This is a genomic window from Methanosarcina hadiensis, assembly GCF_046529725.1.
In the GTDB taxonomy this organism is placed as follows: domain Archaea; phylum Halobacteriota; class Methanosarcinia; order Methanosarcinales; family Methanosarcinaceae; genus Methanosarcina; species Methanosarcina hadiensis.
The window spans coordinates 2,570,535-2,589,668 of sequence record NZ_CP136241.1 but is presented as its reverse complement, the minus strand read 5'-3'; the positions used below and the strand labels follow the sequence as shown (position 1 = coordinate 2,589,668).

At 42.4% G+C, this 19,134-nt stretch carries 18 protein-coding genes and 3 tRNA genes; 10 read left to right on the top strand and 11 right to left on the bottom strand.

Going from position 1 to position 19,134, the window contains the following annotated elements; all coding sequences use genetic code 11:
- Positions 1 to 128: 128 nt before the first annotated feature.
- The 6 genes from RSJ42_RS10930 to RSJ42_RS10905 all read right to left on the bottom strand — a co-directional run bounded on the left by RSJ42_RS10930 (position 129) and on the right by RSJ42_RS10905 (position 3,915).
- Positions 129 to 527 carry an OB-fold nucleic acid binding domain-containing protein gene (locus RSJ42_RS10930; protein WP_410507321.1) on the bottom strand — a complete coding sequence of 133 codons (399 nt, stop codon included), beginning with the start codon at positions 525 to 527 and terminating at the stop codon, positions 129 to 131.
- Between the two features lie 169 nt (positions 528 to 696).
- Positions 697 to 1,185, bottom strand: coding sequence for an FKBP-type peptidyl-prolyl cis-trans isomerase (locus tag RSJ42_RS10925; RefSeq protein WP_410507320.1), 489 nt, complete (start codon positions 1,183 to 1,185; stop codon positions 697 to 699).
- A gap of 114 nt (positions 1,186 to 1,299) precedes the next feature.
- Complete coding sequence (locus RSJ42_RS10920) at positions 1,300 to 1,866, bottom strand: FKBP-type peptidyl-prolyl cis-trans isomerase (protein ID WP_410507319.1); 567 nt, start codon at positions 1,864 to 1,866, stop codon at positions 1,300 to 1,302.
- A gap of 3 nt (positions 1,867 to 1,869) precedes the next feature.
- Complete coding sequence (locus tag RSJ42_RS10915; protein WP_410507318.1) at positions 1,870 to 2,352, bottom strand: FKBP-type peptidyl-prolyl cis-trans isomerase; 483 nt, start codon at positions 2,350 to 2,352, stop codon at positions 1,870 to 1,872.
- A gap of 192 nt (positions 2,353 to 2,544) precedes the next feature.
- On the bottom strand, positions 2,545 to 3,189 hold the full coding sequence (locus RSJ42_RS10910; RefSeq protein ID WP_410507317.1) for an SdpI family protein: 645 nt from the start codon (positions 3,187 to 3,189) through the stop codon (positions 2,545 to 2,547).
- A gap of 156 nt (positions 3,190 to 3,345) precedes the next feature.
- The gene (locus RSJ42_RS10905) at positions 3,346 to 3,915 is read right to left on the bottom strand and encodes an HdeD family acid-resistance protein (RefSeq protein ID WP_410507316.1); all 570 of its coding nucleotides are present in this window, start codon (positions 3,913 to 3,915) and stop codon (positions 3,346 to 3,348) included.
- A gap of 470 nt (positions 3,916 to 4,385) precedes the next feature.
- On the opposite strand from RSJ42_RS10905, the gene RSJ42_RS10900 reads away from it, so the two are divergent.
- The gene (locus tag RSJ42_RS10900) at positions 4,386 to 6,512 is read left to right on the top strand and encodes a PGF-pre-PGF domain-containing protein (protein WP_410507315.1); all 2,127 of its coding nucleotides are present in this window, start codon (positions 4,386 to 4,388) and stop codon (positions 6,510 to 6,512) included.
- 291 nt (positions 6,513 to 6,803) lie between these two features.
- Here RSJ42_RS10900 and RSJ42_RS10895 read toward each other — a convergent pair.
- Positions 6,804 to 6,875: transfer RNA gene (locus tag RSJ42_RS10895), tRNA-Ala, on the bottom strand.
- A 225-nt stretch (positions 6,876 to 7,100) separates the two neighbouring features.
- Between RSJ42_RS10895 and RSJ42_RS10890 the strand changes: the two genes are divergently transcribed.
- Positions 7,101 to 7,177: transfer RNA gene (locus RSJ42_RS10890), tRNA-Ile, on the top strand.
- Between the two features lie 58 nt (positions 7,178 to 7,235).
- Positions 7,236 to 7,309: transfer RNA gene (locus RSJ42_RS10885), tRNA-Ile, on the top strand.
- A 394-nt stretch (positions 7,310 to 7,703) separates the two neighbouring features.
- Here RSJ42_RS10885 and RSJ42_RS10880 read toward each other — a convergent pair.
- Together RSJ42_RS10880 and RSJ42_RS10875 are read right to left on the bottom strand one after the other, a co-directional pair.
- Positions 7,704 to 8,117, bottom strand: a complete 414-nt coding sequence (locus RSJ42_RS10880; RefSeq protein ID WP_410507314.1) for a transcriptional regulator — start codon at positions 8,115 to 8,117, stop codon at positions 7,704 to 7,706.
- A gap of 859 nt (positions 8,118 to 8,976) precedes the next feature.
- Positions 8,977 to 9,378 carry a transcriptional regulator gene (locus tag RSJ42_RS10875; protein WP_410507313.1) on the bottom strand — a complete coding sequence of 134 codons (402 nt, stop codon included), beginning with the start codon at positions 9,376 to 9,378 and terminating at the stop codon, positions 8,977 to 8,979.
- 602 nt (positions 9,379 to 9,980) lie between these two features.
- Here RSJ42_RS10875 and hdrA point away from each other — a divergent pair.
- Genes hdrA through hdrB form a run of 3 tightly spaced genes read left to right on the top strand, consistent with a single transcriptional unit; the run spans position 9,981 to position 14,006 of the window.
- Positions 9,981 to 12,398 carry a ferredoxin:CoB-CoM heterodisulfide reductase subunit HdrA gene (hdrA, locus tag RSJ42_RS10870; RefSeq protein ID WP_410507312.1) on the top strand — a complete coding sequence of 806 codons (2,418 nt, stop codon included), beginning with the start codon at positions 9,981 to 9,983 and terminating at the stop codon, positions 12,396 to 12,398.
- Positions 12,395 to 13,108 (top strand): ferredoxin:CoB-CoM heterodisulfide reductase subunit HdrC, encoded by a 714-nt coding sequence (hdrC, locus tag RSJ42_RS10865; protein ID WP_410507311.1) that lies wholly within the window; start codon positions 12,395 to 12,397, stop codon positions 13,106 to 13,108. The genes hdrA and hdrC overlap by 4 nt, the downstream gene beginning before the upstream one ends.
- On the top strand, positions 13,062 to 14,006 hold the full coding sequence (gene hdrB, locus RSJ42_RS10860) for a ferredoxin:CoB-CoM heterodisulfide reductase subunit HdrB (RefSeq protein ID WP_410507310.1): 945 nt from the start codon (positions 13,062 to 13,064) through the stop codon (positions 14,004 to 14,006). Before hdrC ends, hdrB begins: the two co-directional genes overlap by 47 nt.
- A gap of 456 nt (positions 14,007 to 14,462) precedes the next feature.
- Here hdrB and RSJ42_RS10855 read toward each other — a convergent pair whose 3' ends face one another.
- Complete coding sequence (locus RSJ42_RS10855) at positions 14,463 to 14,873, bottom strand: pyridoxamine 5'-phosphate oxidase family protein (protein WP_410507309.1); 411 nt, start codon at positions 14,871 to 14,873, stop codon at positions 14,463 to 14,465.
- A gap of 338 nt (positions 14,874 to 15,211) precedes the next feature.
- Here RSJ42_RS10855 and RSJ42_RS10850 point away from each other — a divergent pair, with 338 nt between their 5' ends.
- Together RSJ42_RS10850 and RSJ42_RS10845 are read left to right on the top strand one after the other, a co-directional pair.
- A complete protein-coding gene (locus tag RSJ42_RS10850) occupies positions 15,212 to 15,637 on the top strand; it encodes a GNAT family N-acetyltransferase (protein WP_410507308.1) in 426 nt (141 codons plus the stop codon).
- 160 nt (positions 15,638 to 15,797) lie between these two features.
- Entirely contained in the window at positions 15,798 to 16,298 is a 501-nt protein-coding gene (locus tag RSJ42_RS10845) for a GNAT family N-acetyltransferase (RefSeq protein WP_410507307.1), read from the top strand.
- Positions 16,299 to 16,405: 107 nt separating this feature from the next.
- Here RSJ42_RS10845 and RSJ42_RS10840 read toward each other — a convergent pair whose 3' ends face one another.
- A complete protein-coding gene (locus RSJ42_RS10840) occupies positions 16,406 to 16,825 on the bottom strand; it encodes a pyridoxamine 5'-phosphate oxidase family protein (RefSeq protein ID WP_410507306.1) in 420 nt (139 codons plus the stop codon).
- 466 nt (positions 16,826 to 17,291) lie between these two features.
- Between RSJ42_RS10840 and RSJ42_RS10835 the strand changes: the two genes are divergently transcribed.
- On the top strand, positions 17,292 to 17,483 hold the full coding sequence (locus RSJ42_RS10835) for a hypothetical protein (RefSeq protein ID WP_410507305.1): 192 nt from the start codon (positions 17,292 to 17,294) through the stop codon (positions 17,481 to 17,483).
- 362 nt (positions 17,484 to 17,845) lie between these two features.
- The gene (hacA, locus tag RSJ42_RS10830; RefSeq protein WP_410510357.1) at positions 17,846 to 19,021 is read left to right on the top strand and encodes a homoaconitase large subunit; all 1,176 of its coding nucleotides are present in this window, start codon (positions 17,846 to 17,848) and stop codon (positions 19,019 to 19,021) included.
- Positions 19,022 to 19,134 lie beyond the last annotated feature (113 nt).

The following is a 19,134-nucleotide window of genomic DNA, read 5'->3' as shown; positions in this document are numbered from 1 at the left end:
ATGTTGTTCTATAGATATATTGTTAACGATCTATTCTCTGTTTTTCAGATTCATTGATAACTATTATTTCGGAACAATTTCGGAATAAGATCTTCCGGATCTCCTTCCTGTTGCTTCCGGATAAAGTCTCACTTCAGGGTAATATCTTCTTTTCTCTCAACCGTAATCTCTCTTTTCCCCTTATATTCAGAAATAGTGCCTGTTACGCTTATAAAATCCCCTTTCTTGATTGAGCTGTTCAGGGATTCAGCCCCTGCTGTTTTTGGGATAAATACGCCCAATACTTCTGAATCGAAGTTTACCTCCAGAAGAAGGTGGTCTCCGGTATAAGTGAGCCGCTTGCTTAAAACCTCTGCGTCTAAAGTCACTCTTTCCCCAATTTCTGATTCATGCGTGTACTGAAGAGCTTTTCCTTCTGAATTTTGTCCGGCTCCTGCAAGCTCGGACCCGAAAAATACGTATGCTGTCGAAAGAGAGGACAATGCCATAATGAGCAGCACTACTACAACTTTCTCTTCCTTTTCCATCTTTTATCACGGTCCAGTCGTAGATCCTGAAATTAACTTATATTGAATTTTTAAGAAGATAAATCTATTTCAGGAATCAGCCTGGATATCAGGATGGATTTCAATTAAATCAGTCACTTATTTTATCTACATATCTATATTATATTTCAGGGAAAATCAGATTTCGGAATCAGTCTAAACTCTCCGGCCTGCTCACAATGGAAACGAGTTTTATTTCAAGGATAAGGGTTTTGCCTGCTAGCTCATGGTTAAAGTCAAGTGTCGCATAAGTTTCTGTAGAATCAAGAACCTTAACCTCCTTTCCTCCGGGAGTTATGATTTTTTCTCCTGCTGCGGGAGGCTCATTGAGTTCGAGCCTCAGGAGAGGGATCTTCTGAACAAGATAATCCTTATGATCTCCATAAGCTTCCCCAGGTGAGACTTTCAGGGTTCTTTCTTCTCCTTCCCGCATCCCAAGAACTCCTTCATCGATGCCTTTTATCACCTGGCGGGCATCTACTCTGAAAAAGAAAGGTCTGTAGTCCTTTTCTTCGCTGTATATTCCGGCTTCAAGGGCCTTTTCTTTTAATGTAGTATCGAAGACTGTACCATCCTCAAGCTTTCCGGTGTAATCAATAAGCAGATAATCTCCCTTTTTCACAGTATGTGGTCTCTCCATTCACTCTTCTCCTATTGTTTTTTCTCAAAACTCTTCCGGCAGTCCCGATCTTTTCCTGGCTGCCGGATGGCTATTTCATTTTATAACTTACTGATTTTAGATCTGTTTAACTTATTATGCTTTCTCTATTGATACGACCTCTACATCGAAAACAAGAGTTTTACCTGCTAGTTCATGGTTAGGGTCCAGAGTAACGTGCGTTTCATTCACAGCAACAACTTTGAACTGGCCTCCATACATGCTGCTGTATACCTGCCCTACTTCAGGTTTCTCTGACATATTCAGATCCTCAAGAGGGATTGCCTGAACCCAGCTTTCATTGTATTCACCGTAAGCTTTCTCAGGAGGAATAGTCAGAGTTTTCTCTTCACCTTCTTTCATTCCGATTAGCCCCTCCTCAAAGCCTTCGATTAACTGGCCAGTACCGACAAGGAGGGTCAGAGGAGCGTATTCTCTCTGTGGATTATATACCCCTGCTTCCTGTGCCACTTCCTCCCGTGAAGTATCAAAAACGGTGCCGTCCTCAAACTTTCCTGTATAGTCCACCTGAACCATATCTCCAGACTCTACAGCTTCGCTTCCCCCTGCCCCGTTACCTTCATCAGTGCATCCGCTTACAAAAATTGTGCTTACCAGAAGAAGCATTGCCAGGAAATAAACTGAGTTCCTCCCGACTTTCATTTTTCATGCCTCTACTGAAACAACTTTCACTTTGAATACCAGAGTCTTTCCCGCAAGTGAATGGTTAAAATCCACAACAAAATTTTCCTCGCCTACTTCTGTGACAGTACCCCTCAGCCCTGTCTCAGTAGCCAGCTGCATTCCTATTTCCGGAACAAAATCGACAGCATCACGCGGGAGTTCCCTTGCGTACTCTTCCATATATTCCCCGTAAGCATCTTCCGGAGGAATTTTAAGGGTTTTTTCTTCTCCCACTTTCATTCCGACCACACCTTCATCAAAGCCTTTAATCATCTGTCCGGCTCCGACTGTGAATTCAAGAGGTTTGTAGTCCCTCATTTCGTTATATATGCCTGCCTCCATGGCTGCTTCTTTTTCCGATGTGTCGAATACTGTGCCGTCCTCCAGCTTACCTACGTAGTGAACGGATATCACGTCCCCTTCTTCAACAACTTTACTCGAATTTTTAGTTATATCCTCAGTCATAACAATCAATACGAGAAAATGAGAGCATGTTTAATAAACGTACTGATTAAAATGGCACTGGAAACCGGTTAAAAAAGAATTCCTGCAAATAAATGCTGCAGGAATTTTCATATTTTACTTTTCAGGATTTGATTTGGGATTTCAATTTTTATTAATCTTTTCTTTCAATCATTATTTTTCAATCATTATTTTTCAATCGTTATTTTTGAGTTCTTTCTGGTATTCGATATATGAATAAACAACAGTAATCCCGGCTACAATGAGTGCTGGCACGAGGATAAAGTAGATTGCATATTCCGGAAAAAAAGCCCCGAAAACTGCTGCTATCCCTGCTATCTTGAATAACTTTCCTCCAAGCCGGTTAGTCCTTTTCCATACACTGTCGCTGCTGAGAGTCCATGGTGTCCTGATGCCTATGAACCAGTTCCTCTCTGCGTTTTCCATGAGAACCCCCATATAATAGAAAAGAAGTCCTATCCCCAGAGGGATTACGGCATTGGGGCTGATCCGAATTCCTGTATTCCAGAGAAGTATCTGCAGGTGGACAGCAACCATAAACAGAATCAGTATAACTATAAACCCGTCATAATATTTCCTGAATTTTGCTATGTTTTCTTTTCTCGGGTCAATTTTCGGAATTACAAGGAACATAATTGCAAGGCCCGTAATTACCAGGGGCATAAAAAAGAGTCCCCAGAGCTTTGGCATGTAACCGTTCACTTCTCCCTGAGAGTTCCAGTGAGTTGCCATCTGCTCAGGTACCTGCGGATAAAAATAAACTGAAAGTATAAAAGAGAGGAGAACCAGCCCTGTTATTGCTGCTGTAGTTTTTCGCATATGAATCCTTTAGATTTTCCAGATATTTAAAAATGTAGAATACTTTAAGCATGGCAATCTCACGGACGGGTTACTCCTCCTGCTGTTTCTTCTCCTGTCAATTCTATATTGCATATAAGCCGGAAATGCCTGTTGACAATGTATTTTCCGGAGATTTCAGCCTGTATATGTTACAGTCTTTTTCGACTTCATTCTAAGCCCGCCAATCAGTGCTGCTATTCCTCCCGCGACAAGGGAAACCCCGTATATCCACGGAAGAATAATGGCACCTGCAAGCGGGTTCGCCAGCAGAAGTATACCGAGGGCAATTGTAAGGATCCCCAGAGCGGCCATTCCCAGCCCTCCTCCCTTGAGTGACCAGACAAGCCTGATTACTCCATATACAATACTCCCTATCCCAAGTACAATAATAAAAAGTGCCATAACCAGAAAAGGACTGAGAGGGTAAACGAATACAAGCAGTCCAATAAGAATGCCCGTGGTTCCGGAGAGTAATTTCCATCCGAGGTTCTCTCTGTCTACCAGCAGTGACAGGATTGAAAGGACTCCTCCGAGAATCCAGAATATCCCGAGTATCTGAACAAGAGTTATGGTGGTTACTACGGGCGAGAACAACAGAAACAAACCTATGATAACAGCAAAGACTCCTTCCAGTGCAACCAGCCACCAGGGAACCTGCAAAACCTCGAATTCTGTGCTGCGGTATTCCGGAGCTGTATTTTCCATACACTAACCTCCCCAATATAAACATACAATTCTATGATGTTGACAGCTGTTTGATAAATCGCAGTAACAAAAATGCACTTTTTACCTGAAATAACAGATTTAATATTCTTCAGTATACTGCAGTTTTTATAGAAGGATAAACTCCTCTGTATATTATATGCACGAGATTATATAAATCAACGGTTATTTATTTCTTTTTTGAGGTTTTATGAAAATTATAAAAAAATTCTATCGTTTTTAAAAAATACACAATAATTACAGCTTCCAATTAAATGCAGAGTAATTTAGTTAATTTTATATCTATTGCCAAGTTCGTAAAGTAAAATACTGTTAAAAATCAATAAGCATGGCTCAAGATACTTTTATCCTTTTAATCGGGTATCGTAATCATGCTATTCATCTTATACAGTTAAAAGTTGGGTATGTGGCAACCATTAAATCAGGCATTAAAAATCGAAGGGGTTTTTCTTATGCGGAGAATGAAGAGAGAGCTATCCATTTTATTTACTTTGATTTTTGCATTTCAGGTTTTTGTTAGCAGTGCGGCAGCTACAACATTTTATGTTGACGATGACAGGCCCGGGAACTATACAACTATTCAGGCGGCTCTGGTCGATGCTGTTGACGGGGACACGATAATTGTCAATCCCGGGACCTATCCTGAAGATGTTGTTGATGTGAATAAACCGGTGACAATCAAAGGGGCTTCTGGATATCCTTCGATCGGTGGTTTCAGGATCCTTGCGCAGTCAAATATTCAGGCGCTGACTATCACGAAAGGAGTTAATTTTGTTGATGGCGGCGGGTCCAGTACTATCAGGAATAACAGGTTTAACGGCTGTGGTATCAATATTGGTACGAATTATGCGCTGGGGGACCAGACCATAATGAATAACCTCTTTTCGGGAAGTCCTGAAGGTGTATCAACATATGATAGTATTAACAACAAAATAACCGGCAATACATTCCAGGACTGCGGAACAGGATTATCCCTTCATTCCGGCGGCGGTGGGCACGTGGTTACCGGAAATACTTTCAAAAACTGTGATATCGGCCTTACCATATTTGAAGACTCTGCTTCTGTTTATAACAACCATTTTAACAACAATATCAATCTGGAGGTAAGGGACGATGCGAGGGTTTACCTTAACTCTACAAAAACGGCAGGTAATAACATTATAGGCGGTCCTTACATAGGAGGCAACTTCTGGGCATCTCCTGCAGGAGACGGCTTCTCTCAGACTCACCTGGATACAAACGGTGACGGGTTTGCAGAGGATGCGTATCAGATAAATGAAAGAGCAATTGACTACCTGCCCCTGGCAACCCCCGGAAAAGAGCCCGGACCCGTACTCCCTGTGGCAAACTTCAGGACAAGTGAGACTCTTGGAAATGCTCCTCTTTCAGTCACATTTACAGATCTTTCTCAGAACGCAACTTCATGGAGCTGGGACTTTGACAATAACGGACAGTCAGATTCTACAGCCCGGAGTCCGGTTTATGTGTATGAAAATCCGGGAAGCTATGTTGCCAATCTGACAGTAAGTAATGCAAACGGAACTAACTCAAAAACCGCTATGATAACCGTACTGGAAAAAGTAATCCTTATCTTCCCTACAGCAGATTTCAGTGCCAGTACTACCAGCGGCTCTCCGCCCCTTTCAGTTCTCTTTACCGACCTTTCCCGGAACGCAACATCGAGGAGCTGGGACGTCAACAGTGACGGAATTGAGGATTCGAAAGAAGAAAGCTTTGTTTATGTGTATACTGCCGCAGGAACTTATACCGCCAATCTGACGGTAAGCAATGCGAACGGTACGGATTCGAAAACAATTACAATAGACGTAGGCAGGAAGAGCAGTGGCGGAAGTAGCGGCGGTGGAGGCGGGGGCGGTGGATCTCCCGAGCCTGCAAAGAACGTAGAGGTAAAAGAACTTTCTCAGGTCTTTATTACGAATGGGAAGGCTGTAAAGTTTGATTTTACTAAGAATGCGACATGTGTTGTATATGTAGGATTTGATGCGGTCAAAAATGCAGGCAAGACCACAACTATTGTTGAGCAGTTAAAAGGCAAGTCAGCAATTGTTTCCGAGCTGCCTGAAGGAGAAGTCTACAAATCCTTCAATGTCTGGGTGGGAAATAGCGGATACGCGACTTCAAAAAACATAAAAAATCCGGTAGTATGCTTTAAAGTTGAAAAGTCCTGGGTCCAGGAAAAAGATATTATCGAGGATTCGATTGCCCTGAAAAGGTATAGCGACAAAAAATGGGAGCAACTGTCAGTTAATCCAGCAGGAGAAGATGACAAGTACCTGTATTTCACAGCAGGAGTTCCAGGTTACGCGTCATTTGCTGTAACAGGTGAAACAACAGGTATCGCCGGAAATATTTCCGGAGAGGAGAGCGGGCTGGAAACAAGGGCTCTGCAAGAAGGAGGGAATGAAACTGCAGGACTTAACCCTGGATCGGATATGGGACTGGATTCCATACGGGGCAAAAATACGAAATTCCCGGACATTTCTCCTTTTTATGGAGCAATAGGTATAATCTTATTGAGTTTTATCTGCATTTTTATTTATAGAAACCTTCCAAAATAACTGGACGAAACTAAGGTGAAAACAAAGTGAAACGTTTGACCGCGTTTCATTTTGCTTACTTTTATAAAAAATAATGGTCATCTCTTTAGAAAGCATTGATTTTTCTCAAAATATCAGACTGCGGAGTGTACACAGAATTTAGGTCCGCTCATCCAAATGAGCTAAATAAAAGAATTCTTAGAGAAACTGGCTCTGTGAAAACTGATCTTATAAAAACCGATCTTATGAAATAACTGATCTTATAAGAAAACTGGCTTCATAAAAAGAGATTTTTGGCATTAAATTTTTAAGTGGACCGGTCGGGAATTGAACCCGAGGCCTCTACCATGCCAAGGTAGCGATCTACCCCTGATCTACCGGCCCATGTTACGTTTTGCTTTGCCAGCACTCCTCATACACTCAATATTGTATATAAAACTGTCGCCATTGGGGCTCAGCTTCCTGTAAATAAATTTTAGAATATGGAAAATCCCGAATATTCAAGCAAAAGTTATAAGTAGTAAATCGAGTATTAGAAGTGTTGTCGGATTGGGAAGCTTTCCCTGAAAAAGCCTTTCAACTCTGATAATTCGAAATAACCTGACATTCGGGCCCGTAGCTTAGCCTGGTGGAGCGCACGGCTGATAACCGTGAGGTCCTGCGTTCGAATCGCAGCGGGCCCACCACAATTAATGATCTCTTTTCAGAGAAATTCAGGTTTTTCACCTCTATATGATTCATTTCGGGCCCGTAGCTTAGCCTGGTGGAGCGCACGGCTGATAACCGTGAGGTCCTGCGTTCGAATCGCAGCGGGCCCATATACTTTTTTCTTAATACGCTTCTGTAAATCTATTCTTTTCTGTAAATCTATTCATTTCTAAAGTCTATTCATCTCTGAAGTCTATTCTTTTCTGAAATCTATTCCCTTCTTAAAGGATTATAGAAAAGATGCAGATATAGAGATCATAATAAAAAATGCAGACATAGTCATCTCATGGTTTGGAAATTCTGAGCTTCACAAGCCTTATGATAATTGAAGAAAAGAGTCTATTGTAACCAGAAGGTGCTGGTAATAAAAGATGCTTGTAAGGAAAAAATTGAGAGGGTAGGGGTAGTCCCCTTAAGTAGAACGGCTTTCAATAGCAGAAGTCGGTGCAATCTGGTGTGGGGGTTTGCATATGACTCAGGCCATTCCATTCCCTTTCATAAATTTCAGGCAATATGCTTCAGACGTTCTATGTTCCTCAGCACAATTTTGCTTTCGGCTATGATTTCTTCTTCGATCTTGCTGACAATGCGGTCCATAGGGACTGTCAATCTGTACAGTTTGATCGGTCTGCCCTTACCTTTAGACTTCTTTTCTTCCCGGATGTCAATCCAGTTGTTTTCGCGGAGGTACCGCATTGCAACACTGACTTCCGGCTGTCTCAGACCAGATACCATTTCAATGCTCTGGGAAGAGATTTCCCTTCCTTTTGCAAGGCATGCGAGGGTAAGAGCGATTGGCCTGCTGACGTTAATTTTTCTAAACAATTCTATCATTTCGTATTCGCTTGACCCCATCGCTATGGGAGTCTCGTTTGTTATGTCAGTAGTTTCTATAGCTAAACCACTTTCATCTACCATTTAAATCACCCGAAGAACCATTATAGAGTGAATTAATATAAATATTTACTTATGTTTTATTTTTAATATATGTGTATTTATAATTATATTTTATAATGTTAAAACGGTTGACAATTCCTTTTATCTGGCTAATGCTCATGTTTTACAAAATTAATCCGGGTTAACCTTCCTGGAGCAGTCTTTCTAACAAAAAACATTAAGTGCCCTGGCCGGGCTCTCATTTAAATAATTCCATTACTTATAATAATCTTCGTGTATAAAAATATTCCGTTAAAACCTCTGGAAATCTTATTTTCCTGCAAATAATGCTTAAAAATGTCTTAAAAATCTTTAAAATCCTTCTCTACCTTTTTTCAATTAAGTAAATGCTTGTTAGCTCATATAATGATAAAAAGTTAAATCTTCAATGGTTTATCTTTGAATCGATCATCCAAAAAATTTATAAAATAGGGCTTTTGAAGATGAAACGGCGATTTTTTAGATCAGGGCTTGCTGGAATAAAAAATAGATTAACTGGCCCGAAGATAACTTAGCAGTAAACATTTCTGACAAGCCCGTTCAGGCAAAAACAATTTTTTACCTGAACAAATAATGAGGTTATGGAAGAGACGGGCAATTACAAAATCCGGGAACAACTTCCCAATTTTATGCCTGTACGAAAAGAGACGGAAAAAAGAGAATAAGAAAGCTTCAATTTAACTTTTCGGTTGTGGACACTTCTCCCAGGCTGAATAATTGACAGTTCTTCCAGGCTGAATAATTGTACCTTTTAATTTAAAAATAGAGTTTTTATATTGTTTTTATATATGTGCCTGTAAGGAAAAAGCTGCTTTAATCCTAACTTTTTTCGTCAATCTTTTCAGGACAGATTCTTTAGACGTTCTATGTTCTGGAGAATAGTCTTGCTCTCAGCAATGACGTTTTCTTCTATAGTGTTAATTATCGTATCCATCTGAACCGTAAGTCTGTAGAGCTTTACAGGTCTTCCTTTTCCGTGGTTCTTTTTTTCTTCCCTCATGTCTATCCAGTCGTTTTCTCGAAGGTAACGCATTGCAATGCTGACTTCGGGCTGTCTCAAGCCTGATATCATTTCTATACACTGGGAAGAAATCTCTTCTCCTTTTGAAAGACATGCAAGGGTTAAGGCTACCGGTCTGTTTATGTTGAGCTTCCTTAAAAGCTCGACCATTTCAAACTCTACCTCTCCCATCTTAAAATCATTGCCTTCTGATATTAGACCATTATCTGCCACAACTATCATCTGCCGTTTATACCGGTGAGTCCTTCAGGTTCCGATATTATTTTTATCCAGTATTATCAGATAATAGAAATATATTTTTGAAGTAAAGTAATTTTATCTACACATTAAATAATCAATTGAATTATAGCAATTGAATCACTGTTTTTAATTATTCCACTTACCTGACTGATATATTTCTATTTGTGTGAATCTTAAAATCTTTATAAGTGCCTGATGTATCTGGCACCTCATTTAACTTTAATAATAATACTCTCTCCCTATATATAATTATATGCATATAAAAACTTTGTGATAATGAAAAATACTGAGTTCGTTCAGGGTTTTATGCCTGGACAGGTCAATAAATAGTAAGAAAACATAATTTTTTTACAGTCTCATTCAGGTATATATAGGATTAAAACAATGATATCTATTTATTAGTTCATGTTTCAATCCTGTGGCATTAACCAGAATATAAGTGTAATATGCGGGCATTAAAAATCTCCTTTTATCTATAAAATTGTCCTTTTTTGGCATCAACTCTTTTAAAATTGTCCTTATCAGGTTATTTCAGACCTTCATTCTGGCAAGTCTTAAATACAAATCCCTGAAAGATTCATATAATGACTGATGGGACGACTGAAGGATTGAACAAAGCTGCTGTATTTATCTGCCACTGCAGCGGGAATATTTCCGAACACGTTGATATCGATTATGTGAAAAAAACCCTTAAGGCTGAAGGGATCCCGGTTTATGATTACGAGTATATGTGCTCAAGCCAGGGACAGGCTCTGATTAAAAATAAAATCCTGGAAAAGAACCTGGATAGGGTAGTGATAGGTTCCTGCACTCCTTCCAAGCATGGCACTCTTTTCAAAAAGTGCGTACAGGAAGCCGGATTGAACAGGGCAGGGCTTGAGATTGCAAATCTGAGGGAGCAGTGTGCATGGGTGCATCCCGACGTAGCAGGAGCTACCGAAAAGGCCGTCTCCCTTCTCAAAGCCAAGCTGAAACGCCTGGAAAATGTCGAGCCTCTGGAAGATATAAAAGTTGATATTGCTCAAAAGGCTCTTGTGATAGGCGGTGGAATCGCAGGGATCACAGCTGCATTGAACCTTGCAGATAATGGAATCCCTACTTTCCTTGTAGAGAAGGATTCAAGCATAGGCGGGCAGATGGCTAAAATCGGGAAGATATTCTCTCCTGACAAACTTGCGGAAGAGTGTGCGATGTGTTCGCTCAGCCCTCTTATGAACGAGGTTGCAGCCCACCCGAAGATTACTCTTTTGACCTGGACTGAAGTAGAAAAAATTAGCGGAAGCGCAGGAAACTTCACTGTCAGGTTAAAAAAGAAACCGAGATATGTAAAAGATAACTGTACAGCATGCGGAAGATGCAGCCGTACCTGCCCTGTCCTGATTGAAGACGAATTTAACTGCGGTTACATGGACAAAAAGGCAATTTCCCTGCGTTTCTCTCAGTCAGTTCCGAAAGTCTATAGTATAGATCCCGATCATTGCCTGCAGCTAAATGGGGAGGTCTGCGGAAAGTGTGAAACTGCCTGCAAAAACGGAGCAATCGATTTCTCACAGAGGGAAGAAATAGTAGAGCTTAATGTGGGTGCAGTTATTGTCGCCACGGGTTTTGAGGAGTATGATGTATCCCAGAAGCCTCAGTACGGATATGGTATTTTTGAGAATGTGATGACCCAGATGGAACTTGCAAGAGTCCTGGGCATCAACGGGCCTACAAAAGGAGAACTTCTCAGGGTTTCCGATTTCAGCAAAGCCTGCATTGACCCTGCTCCTTCGACCTGTGATTCCAGGTGCGAAAGTTCGTCCGATGAGCTCTCTGAAGCTGAAACGCCCAAAAGAATAGTCATGATCCAGTGTGTTGGTTCCAGGGACGAAAAGGAAGGAGGAAACCGCTACTGCTCAAGATACTGCTGCATGGCAGCCCTGAAACATGCAAGCCTCATAAAGAAGAGATACCCGGAGACAGATATCACTATCTGTTATATCGATGTAAGAGCTTTTGGTTTTTACGAAAACTACTACCGTGCAGTTCAGGAAGCCGGAGTTAACTTTGTCAGGGGAAGGCCTGCCGAAGTTATTGAAAAACCGGATAAGAGTCTTGTTGTAAGGGTCGAAGATACACTTAACCAGAAACTGAGGGAACTCCCTGCTGACCTGGTCGTACTCTCCGCAGCTATGATACCATCTCCAGGGACAAGGAAAATCGCCAGTGTACTGAACCTGAGCCAGGACGAAAGCGGATTTATTAAGGAGAAACATTCCAAGCTAAAGCCTGTAGACAGTTCCCTTGACGGAATCTTTGTCTGCGGCACTGCCCAGAGCCCTAAGGATGTCACTGATACGATTGCCCAGGCAGGACTTGCAGCTGTAAGGGCAAGGGCTTTCATTACAGACAGCCCGAAAACCCTGGAAAATGAAATTGCAACCATAAACCGGCTGCTCTGTACACGGTGCGGGGAATGCCTTAAATGTCCATTTGATGCTCTTTCCGTAAACAATAGTGGGAGAGTTGTCCTTGACCCCCTTATGTGTACCGGCTGCGGATACTGTATCGAGGTCTGCAAGGAAGGGGCTATCCAGGTTGCAGGCTTTACCAAATCTCAGTTAAAGGCTGAGATAGAGGGAGTTCTCGAAGAAGGAGACATGCTCGGCTTTGTGAACAGCGGAATAGCTTCCCTTACCTGTGATAATATCGGTAACAGTGTGCTTACATATCCTTCAAATGTTAAACTAATTAAGGTTCCTACCGGTCTGGTGGTTGACAGAGACCTGGTGCTTCATGCATTCAGGCACGGTGCATCTTCTATTCTTTTTGTTGAAGACCCGCCTGACAGCCCGAGAGCCGAAGCATTATATCCTCTTACTGTCAGGCATTTCGAGAAACTCAAAGAAGAGCTTGGAGATTCAGGAAACAGAATCCATTTCAAAAAAGCGTATGTTCCGAACATTAAAGGGCTTGCAGGAACTTTTACCAGCCTTGCCCGGGAAGGAGAGATGATAAAATGATCCCGTATGTAAACGAGTATGATACTCCTGACTGTAAAACTCTTGCAGAGACAGCAAAAGAGAGCATCCTGACCCCTGAATCTCTGGGGCTTGACCGCTGTATCCAGTGCGGAGCCTGCACTGCTTCCTGTCCTGCAGCCCGGTTTACGGATTACAGCCCGAGGCAAATCGTGAAAAAAGTGATGGAAAACGACCGCAGTGTGCTTGAGTCGGATATGATATGGTCCTGTTTCTACTGCTATTCCTGCAATGTGCGCTGTCCCAGGAATAACAGCCCTGTAACGATTGTGCAGGTACTGCGTCAGATGGCTATTAACGAAGGGATCGGTGTTGAAAGGCTCTCTTATTTCCTGGAGATTGGAGAATATCTGGCAGAAAACGGAGCCAGCAAGGTTCCGGAAGCCGGGATCAGGAACATGGAAAGGGACCTTGGAGAACGCTGGGTTAAAATTAAGAGAAACCTGGAGTCCATTCGTTCCGAAATGGGGCTGGATTCCAGGGATGTCAGGGATACTCATGGAGAAGTGCAGGCTATTCTTGAGAGCACAGGCTACTTTGACAGGGAAAAGTGGATTAAAGCAAAAATACAGGAAAAAAGAATTATCAGGCTTCTAAATACAAATTACTGCAGTGGTAATGAAAAAAATGATGGAGACTTAAGCTTTGAAAGCGATAGAAAGTATACCGGACAGGAAGCTCTTATTGTTTAAGAGCTGCATGGTCGGGCAGGAATACCCTGGAGTGGAAACTGCCACCCGGTATGTTTTCGATAAGCTCGGGGTAGATTATTACATAAACGATGAGCAGTCCTGCTGCACAGGAATAGGCCACTATACCGATATTTTCGAAGGTCTCACGACAACAGCAATTGCAGCCCGAAACTTCGCTGTCGCCAGGAAATGCGGGTATCCGAACATTACCTGCCTCTGTTCAACCTGCTATGCCATAAATAAGGAAGCCTGTGAGCTTCTTAATAATAATGCTGAGGTCCGTGATAAGGTCAACTCGATCTTCAAAGAAAAAGGGTTTGATGACCTCATTTACGAAAAAGACGATATGAATCCGAGAACCAATTTTTATCATGCCGTTGAGGTTATCCTGAGTAAAGTCGGGAAGATACAGGAAGAAAAGAAGTTTGATTTCTCAGGTGTAAAAACTGCAGCTCATCACGCCTGTCACTACTATAAAGTTAAGTATCTGGATGTAGTCGGAAGCCCTGAAAATCCTCAGCTTATTGACACGATAGCTGAAGCCTGCGGAGCATCTCCCCTTCGCTGGTACGAAGACCGCACTCTTACCTGCGGAATGGGCTTTTCCCAGCTTCACGTTAACAAAAATACTTCTCTACAGGTCACCAAAGCCAAACTTGACAGTCTCCAGAGGGCAGGAGTGGAACTGATGATCCATATGTGCCCGAACTGCCATATCCAGTACGACCGCTACCAGCCTGTAGTTGAAAAAGAATTCGGGGTGAAATACGAAATGGTTCATATGAATATTGCCCAGTTCGTAGCTCTTTCAATGGGAGCTGACCCCTACAAAGTATGCGGTTTCCAAACTCACTCAGTGCCTCTGGAAGGTTTTCTTGAAAAGACCGGCGTAATCTAAAATCCCCGCTCTAAATTTTAGCCGGTCTTTTTTATTTTTACCTTATTTTTCATTACAACGGGAGCGCAGAGGGTCACGAATACCCCTATCTTTAGGTAGGGGATGAAGTGAACCCTCGCCTCTTCGTTTTTCTCTTTGAATATCTAAACCATAGTTTCCTTGTATAGAGATAGTAAATTGGACCGGAAACCGAGGTTAAAATTTCAATCACTTATGTTCATGAAACCTCTTTAAAGGATACTTAATCATCTTTCCTAAGTAACCGGGCGGGCGGCCCGAAGCATACCCCATCCTTTAGGGTGGGGTGGCCGCCCGCAATTTGATTTTTACCTTATTTTTTATTTTTACCTTCTTATAGAATTTTTTCTAATTTTTTCCAGCTGTGAAGATCAGGTCAAATTAAAACAATCATACAGATCAGGAAGCATACAGGTCAGGAGTATCAGTTAATATCAATCAGATCGATTTCTCCCAGCCCTGTCCCATATCAACGAGAGGTCTCAGCTCAATGATCTCGAAGGTAACCGTTGCACTCATCATCTGCGCAGCCTCCTCTCCTGCCATTTTTGCGATCTGGCTTTTAATCGTATCAAGCATCTCCCCTGACGTTGCAGATTCCTTCATCTTCATATAAACCCTGATCCCTTTCCAATCCGTATCCTGTTCCATTATCAGGTATATTGCATAAGGGTTTTCCTGAAGGTTTGAAAACGTGCGGTTCTTGCCTGTCGCAACCACAACGGTTTTTTCATCGATCATATTGGGTGAGCCGAAAATAGCTGAATCTACCTTTCCGTCTTTACTCGCTGTGCTGAAAATCCCAATTCTCGGCTGCTTATTAAAGTAATCCATCAATTTTGATGCCATATCTAAACCTCTTATAATAGCCTGTTTTAGCGCTCTTTTCTTTAAGAGTCGAGCTTGCGAAGCTGCCTGGTCACAAAATATTGTCATGAAAAGGACCATAATTAATCTGCAGGCTGCAATAATAATCGTCTTAAGTATGCTTAAAACTTTTTACTCTGATAATCTGTGTACCGGAGAGAACTTCGATAATCTGTGGATGAAAATATGGTCAAAATCCATGAAGGATAAGATGAAGGCATTCAATAAAAACAAATTTACAAATATGGAAGAAAAGGATATATTTCTTTTATGCTGATTGTGGTTCCAGTTGTTAAAAGTAAATATCACAGGAGTAAGGAATGAAAGGTATTGAATACAAAAAGAGCCCTCCTACCTTTGAAGAGTATTTTCAATTGTTCTCAAGCACAGGCTGGATGCCAGTCCTGAGAGTTTCTGAAGATGACTTGAAAAAAGTGTTTGGCAATACCTGGTACTGGATAACAGCATATCAAAATGAGGATATTGCTGGCTGTGGTCGTTTGATCTCGGACGGAGTCCTGTACGCTTTTGTCTGCGATATAATTGTAATGCCGGATCATCAAAATAAAGGAATAGGAAGCGCAATCTTAAAACAGCTGGTTAAAAAGTGCCAGGAGATAGGTCTAAAAAGAGTCTGGTTATTTGCAGCTCCCGGAAAAGCCGGCTTTTATGAGAAGCACGGCTTTACAGTCCGTCCGGGCGAGGCTCCGGGTATGCAACTGGGAGAATTTGAATGCGAAAAGTAAAAGTGTAGCTTTTTCTCTTCGCTCTGTTATAATTGAATTCCCCTGTGTTTCCGGGCAAAAATGTAACTGCGTGTTTCCCCAACTGTATTATTCTCCAGAGTCTGTGGCATATTAAGATCTGTACTAAATTTGCTGACCTTAAAAGTTTGGAGTAAGAACTATGGCGAAGAAGGTTGAAATTTTTCAGGCGACTCTTGAAGACGCGATCGGAATCTTAGACCTCCAGAAACTGGCATACCAGAGTGAGGCTCAAATATATAATGACTGGACATTACCACCTTTACTTCAGACCGTAAAAGAGATCCAGGGTGAGTTCAAAACTCATCTGTTCCTTAAAGCCGTCAGCGAACATTCAATTATAGGATCAGTAAGAACTCGTATTATGGGTGATACCTGCCACATAGGAAGGCTCATTGTGCATCCGAAATGGCAGAATCAGGGGATAGGCTCGCGTTTGATAATAGAGATTGAGCTTATGTATCGGGATGTAGCTCGATTTGAACTCTACACCGGATCGAATAGCATCAGAAATCTTCACCTCTATCATAAACTGGGGTATCGGGAGTTCAGGCGTGAACCGTCGGGAAGCAAGGTTGAACTTGTATATCTGGAAAAGGTAGTGATTGGAAAAAAGAAAAATATCGGATATAAAAATTCCTGATTTTAATAGCCACTATAACCAGAGCTGTCACGTAATACCCGTTACTTGCAGCCGGGCGCGCCACAACAACTTTGATCTGTTATTTTATCTTTATAACTTTTGAAAACTCAGATCGATTTTTCCCAGTCCTGCCCCATATCTATGAGAGGCCTCAGCTCAGTAATCTCGAGAGTGATGGTTGCATATATCATTTTCCCCGCTTCCTCGCCAGCTATTTTTGTTATCTGGCTCCTGATCATGTCAAGCATCTCCCCGGAAGTCGCAGATTCCTTCATCTTCATATAAACCCTGATTCCTTTCCAGTCCATAATCTCAGCTCCGGGCTCCATTATGAGAAACATCGCATAAGGGTTCTCCTGAAGGTTTGAGAATGTGCGGTTCTTGCCTGTTGCAACTACAACGGTCTTTTCATCTATCATCTGGGGTGAACCGTAAACGGCTGAATCAACCTTTCCGTCTTTATCCGCCGTGCTTAGAACTCCTATTCTCGGCTGCTTGTTAAAGTAGTCCATCAATTTTGACGTCATATTAAACCTCCTCTCATTACCTGTTTTCGCGTTTTTTCCTTAAGATTAAGCGTGCAGGCTGCAATAATAAGTGCCCTGAGTATGCTTAAAACTTTTTACTCTATTAATTTCCGGCTCTCAGACTACGCCAGTAAAATACGATTGATAGTTCAACAAAACAGTCTGTACCCCTGTTGCCTTCAACGGAAACACTCTCGACTATGATGCAAACGGAAACCTTGTCGACGATGAGGATTTCATCTACGTCTACAACGACGCTAACCAGTTAAGTGAGGTCCGCTACTCTGCCAACAATTCCCTTGTGGAAAAGTACTGGTACAATGCAAACGGCCAGAGAATTAAGAAACAGAACTCCGACGGCGAATTCACCTATTACATCAACAAGTTCTACGAAATCGATAACGGAACTGCCACCAGCTATTCCTTCCGCGACGATTAATGCATTGCCAGGAAAACATCCGAAGGCATGGAGTGGTACCTTGCCGACCACCTCGGCAGCACTTCTTTGATGGTGGATGAAACCGGGCTTGAGGTCGAACGCACCGATTACTTCCCATACGGACAGGTTCGGTCAGGTGGTCTGGAGAAATACGGGTTTACAGGACAGGAAAACGATGCCGATACAGGGCTGATGTACTACGGCGCTTTTGTAAAATAAGGAGGCTTCCAGAGGGCTTAACTATATGCTAGACCTTGAGTTTTACCGGAAAATGGGAAGAAAGGAGATCCGGGACAAAACCTGAAATACGAAAAAGAATGAAGTTGAAAGGGATCGATCCAAAAACATTAAATAAATAATTTAATTTCTAAGCTATTAAACCGGGTGATAGATTACTTTATAGTGAGTCCTAAAACCTGAATTTTTCACCTGCCTGTTCATCATTATATTTGATTATCGGAAATTATTATTTAATTATTGCAAATTATCATTTGATCATCGAAAGGAGGCTTACTTTGGGAACAATCAGCGAAAAAATCTTTTCCCGCGCAGCAGGGAAAGAGGCAAAAGCTAACGATTTTGTGCTGGCAGATGTGGACTACGCAATGGCGCACGACGGCACATCAGTGCTTACGGTAAATGCTTTTAAGGAAATGGAGATGGAAAAGGTCTGGGACCCTTCGAAGATTATAATTCCTTTTGACCACATAGCCCCTGCGAACACCGAAACTTCAGCCACCCTGCAGAAAGAAATCAGGGAATGGGTGAGGGAGCAGGGCATACCTAATTTCTATGAAATAGGAGAAGGGATCTGCCACCAGGTGCTTCCTGAAAACGGCTTTGCACTTCCCGGAAAACTGGTTGTCGGGGCTGATTCTCATTCCTGTACATACGGGGCTTTCGGAGCGTTTGCAACAGGAGTCGGGGCAACCGATATGGCTGAGATCTTTGCTACGGGAAAACTCTGGTTCAAGGTTCCGGAAAGCCTCAGGATGACGGTTGAAGGCTGCCTTGAAAAAGGTGTCCATGCAAAAGACCTTACCCTTTACCTGATAGGAAAAACCGGGATTGCAGGTGCAACCTATAAAGCGGTTGAGTTTTACGGAAATGCGATAAGTGAGCTCTCGATTGCAGGAAGGATGACGCTCTGCAACATGGCAATAGAGATGGGCGCAAAGACCGGAATTGTCCCTCCTGACGAGAAGACTTTTGATTTCCTGAAAAACAGGGCAGCTTCTCCTTACGAACCCGTATATGCGGACCCTGATGCGGCTTATCTGGAAGAGCTCACATATGATGCAGAAGATATAGAACCTCAGGTCGCCTGCCCGCATCAGGTGGATAATGTCAAGCCTGTAGAGGAGGTTGAAGGCACTCACGTGGACCAGGTCTTTATAGGGACATGCACCAACGGAAGGCTCGAAGACCTCGAAGTGGCAGCATCAATCCTGAAAGGAAAAAAGGTTGCAGTCAGGACAATTATAATCCCTGCATCCCGTACAACCCTTCTTGCAGCAATAGAGAACGGAACTATGGAAACCCTGTTGAATGCAGGTGTGACCCTTGCAACTCCAGGCTGCGGTCCCTGTCTCGGCGCTCATCAGGGAGTGCTCGGGGAAGGCGAAGTCTGCGTTTCAACCGCAAACAGGAATTTCAAAGGCAGGATGGGAAAGGACGGCTTTATTTATCTCGCTTCTCCTGCAACCGCAGCAGCGTCTGCACTGACAGGAGAAATCACTGATCCCAGGATAATCTGAAAAGGGAAAAATCTGAAAGGCAGTCTTCATGGCTGCCCTGTAGAATTGTCTCTGATGCCTATTTTGATTCCAACATACAGGGCGTTCCGGCAACCTGCCTGAAATTCCGCCAA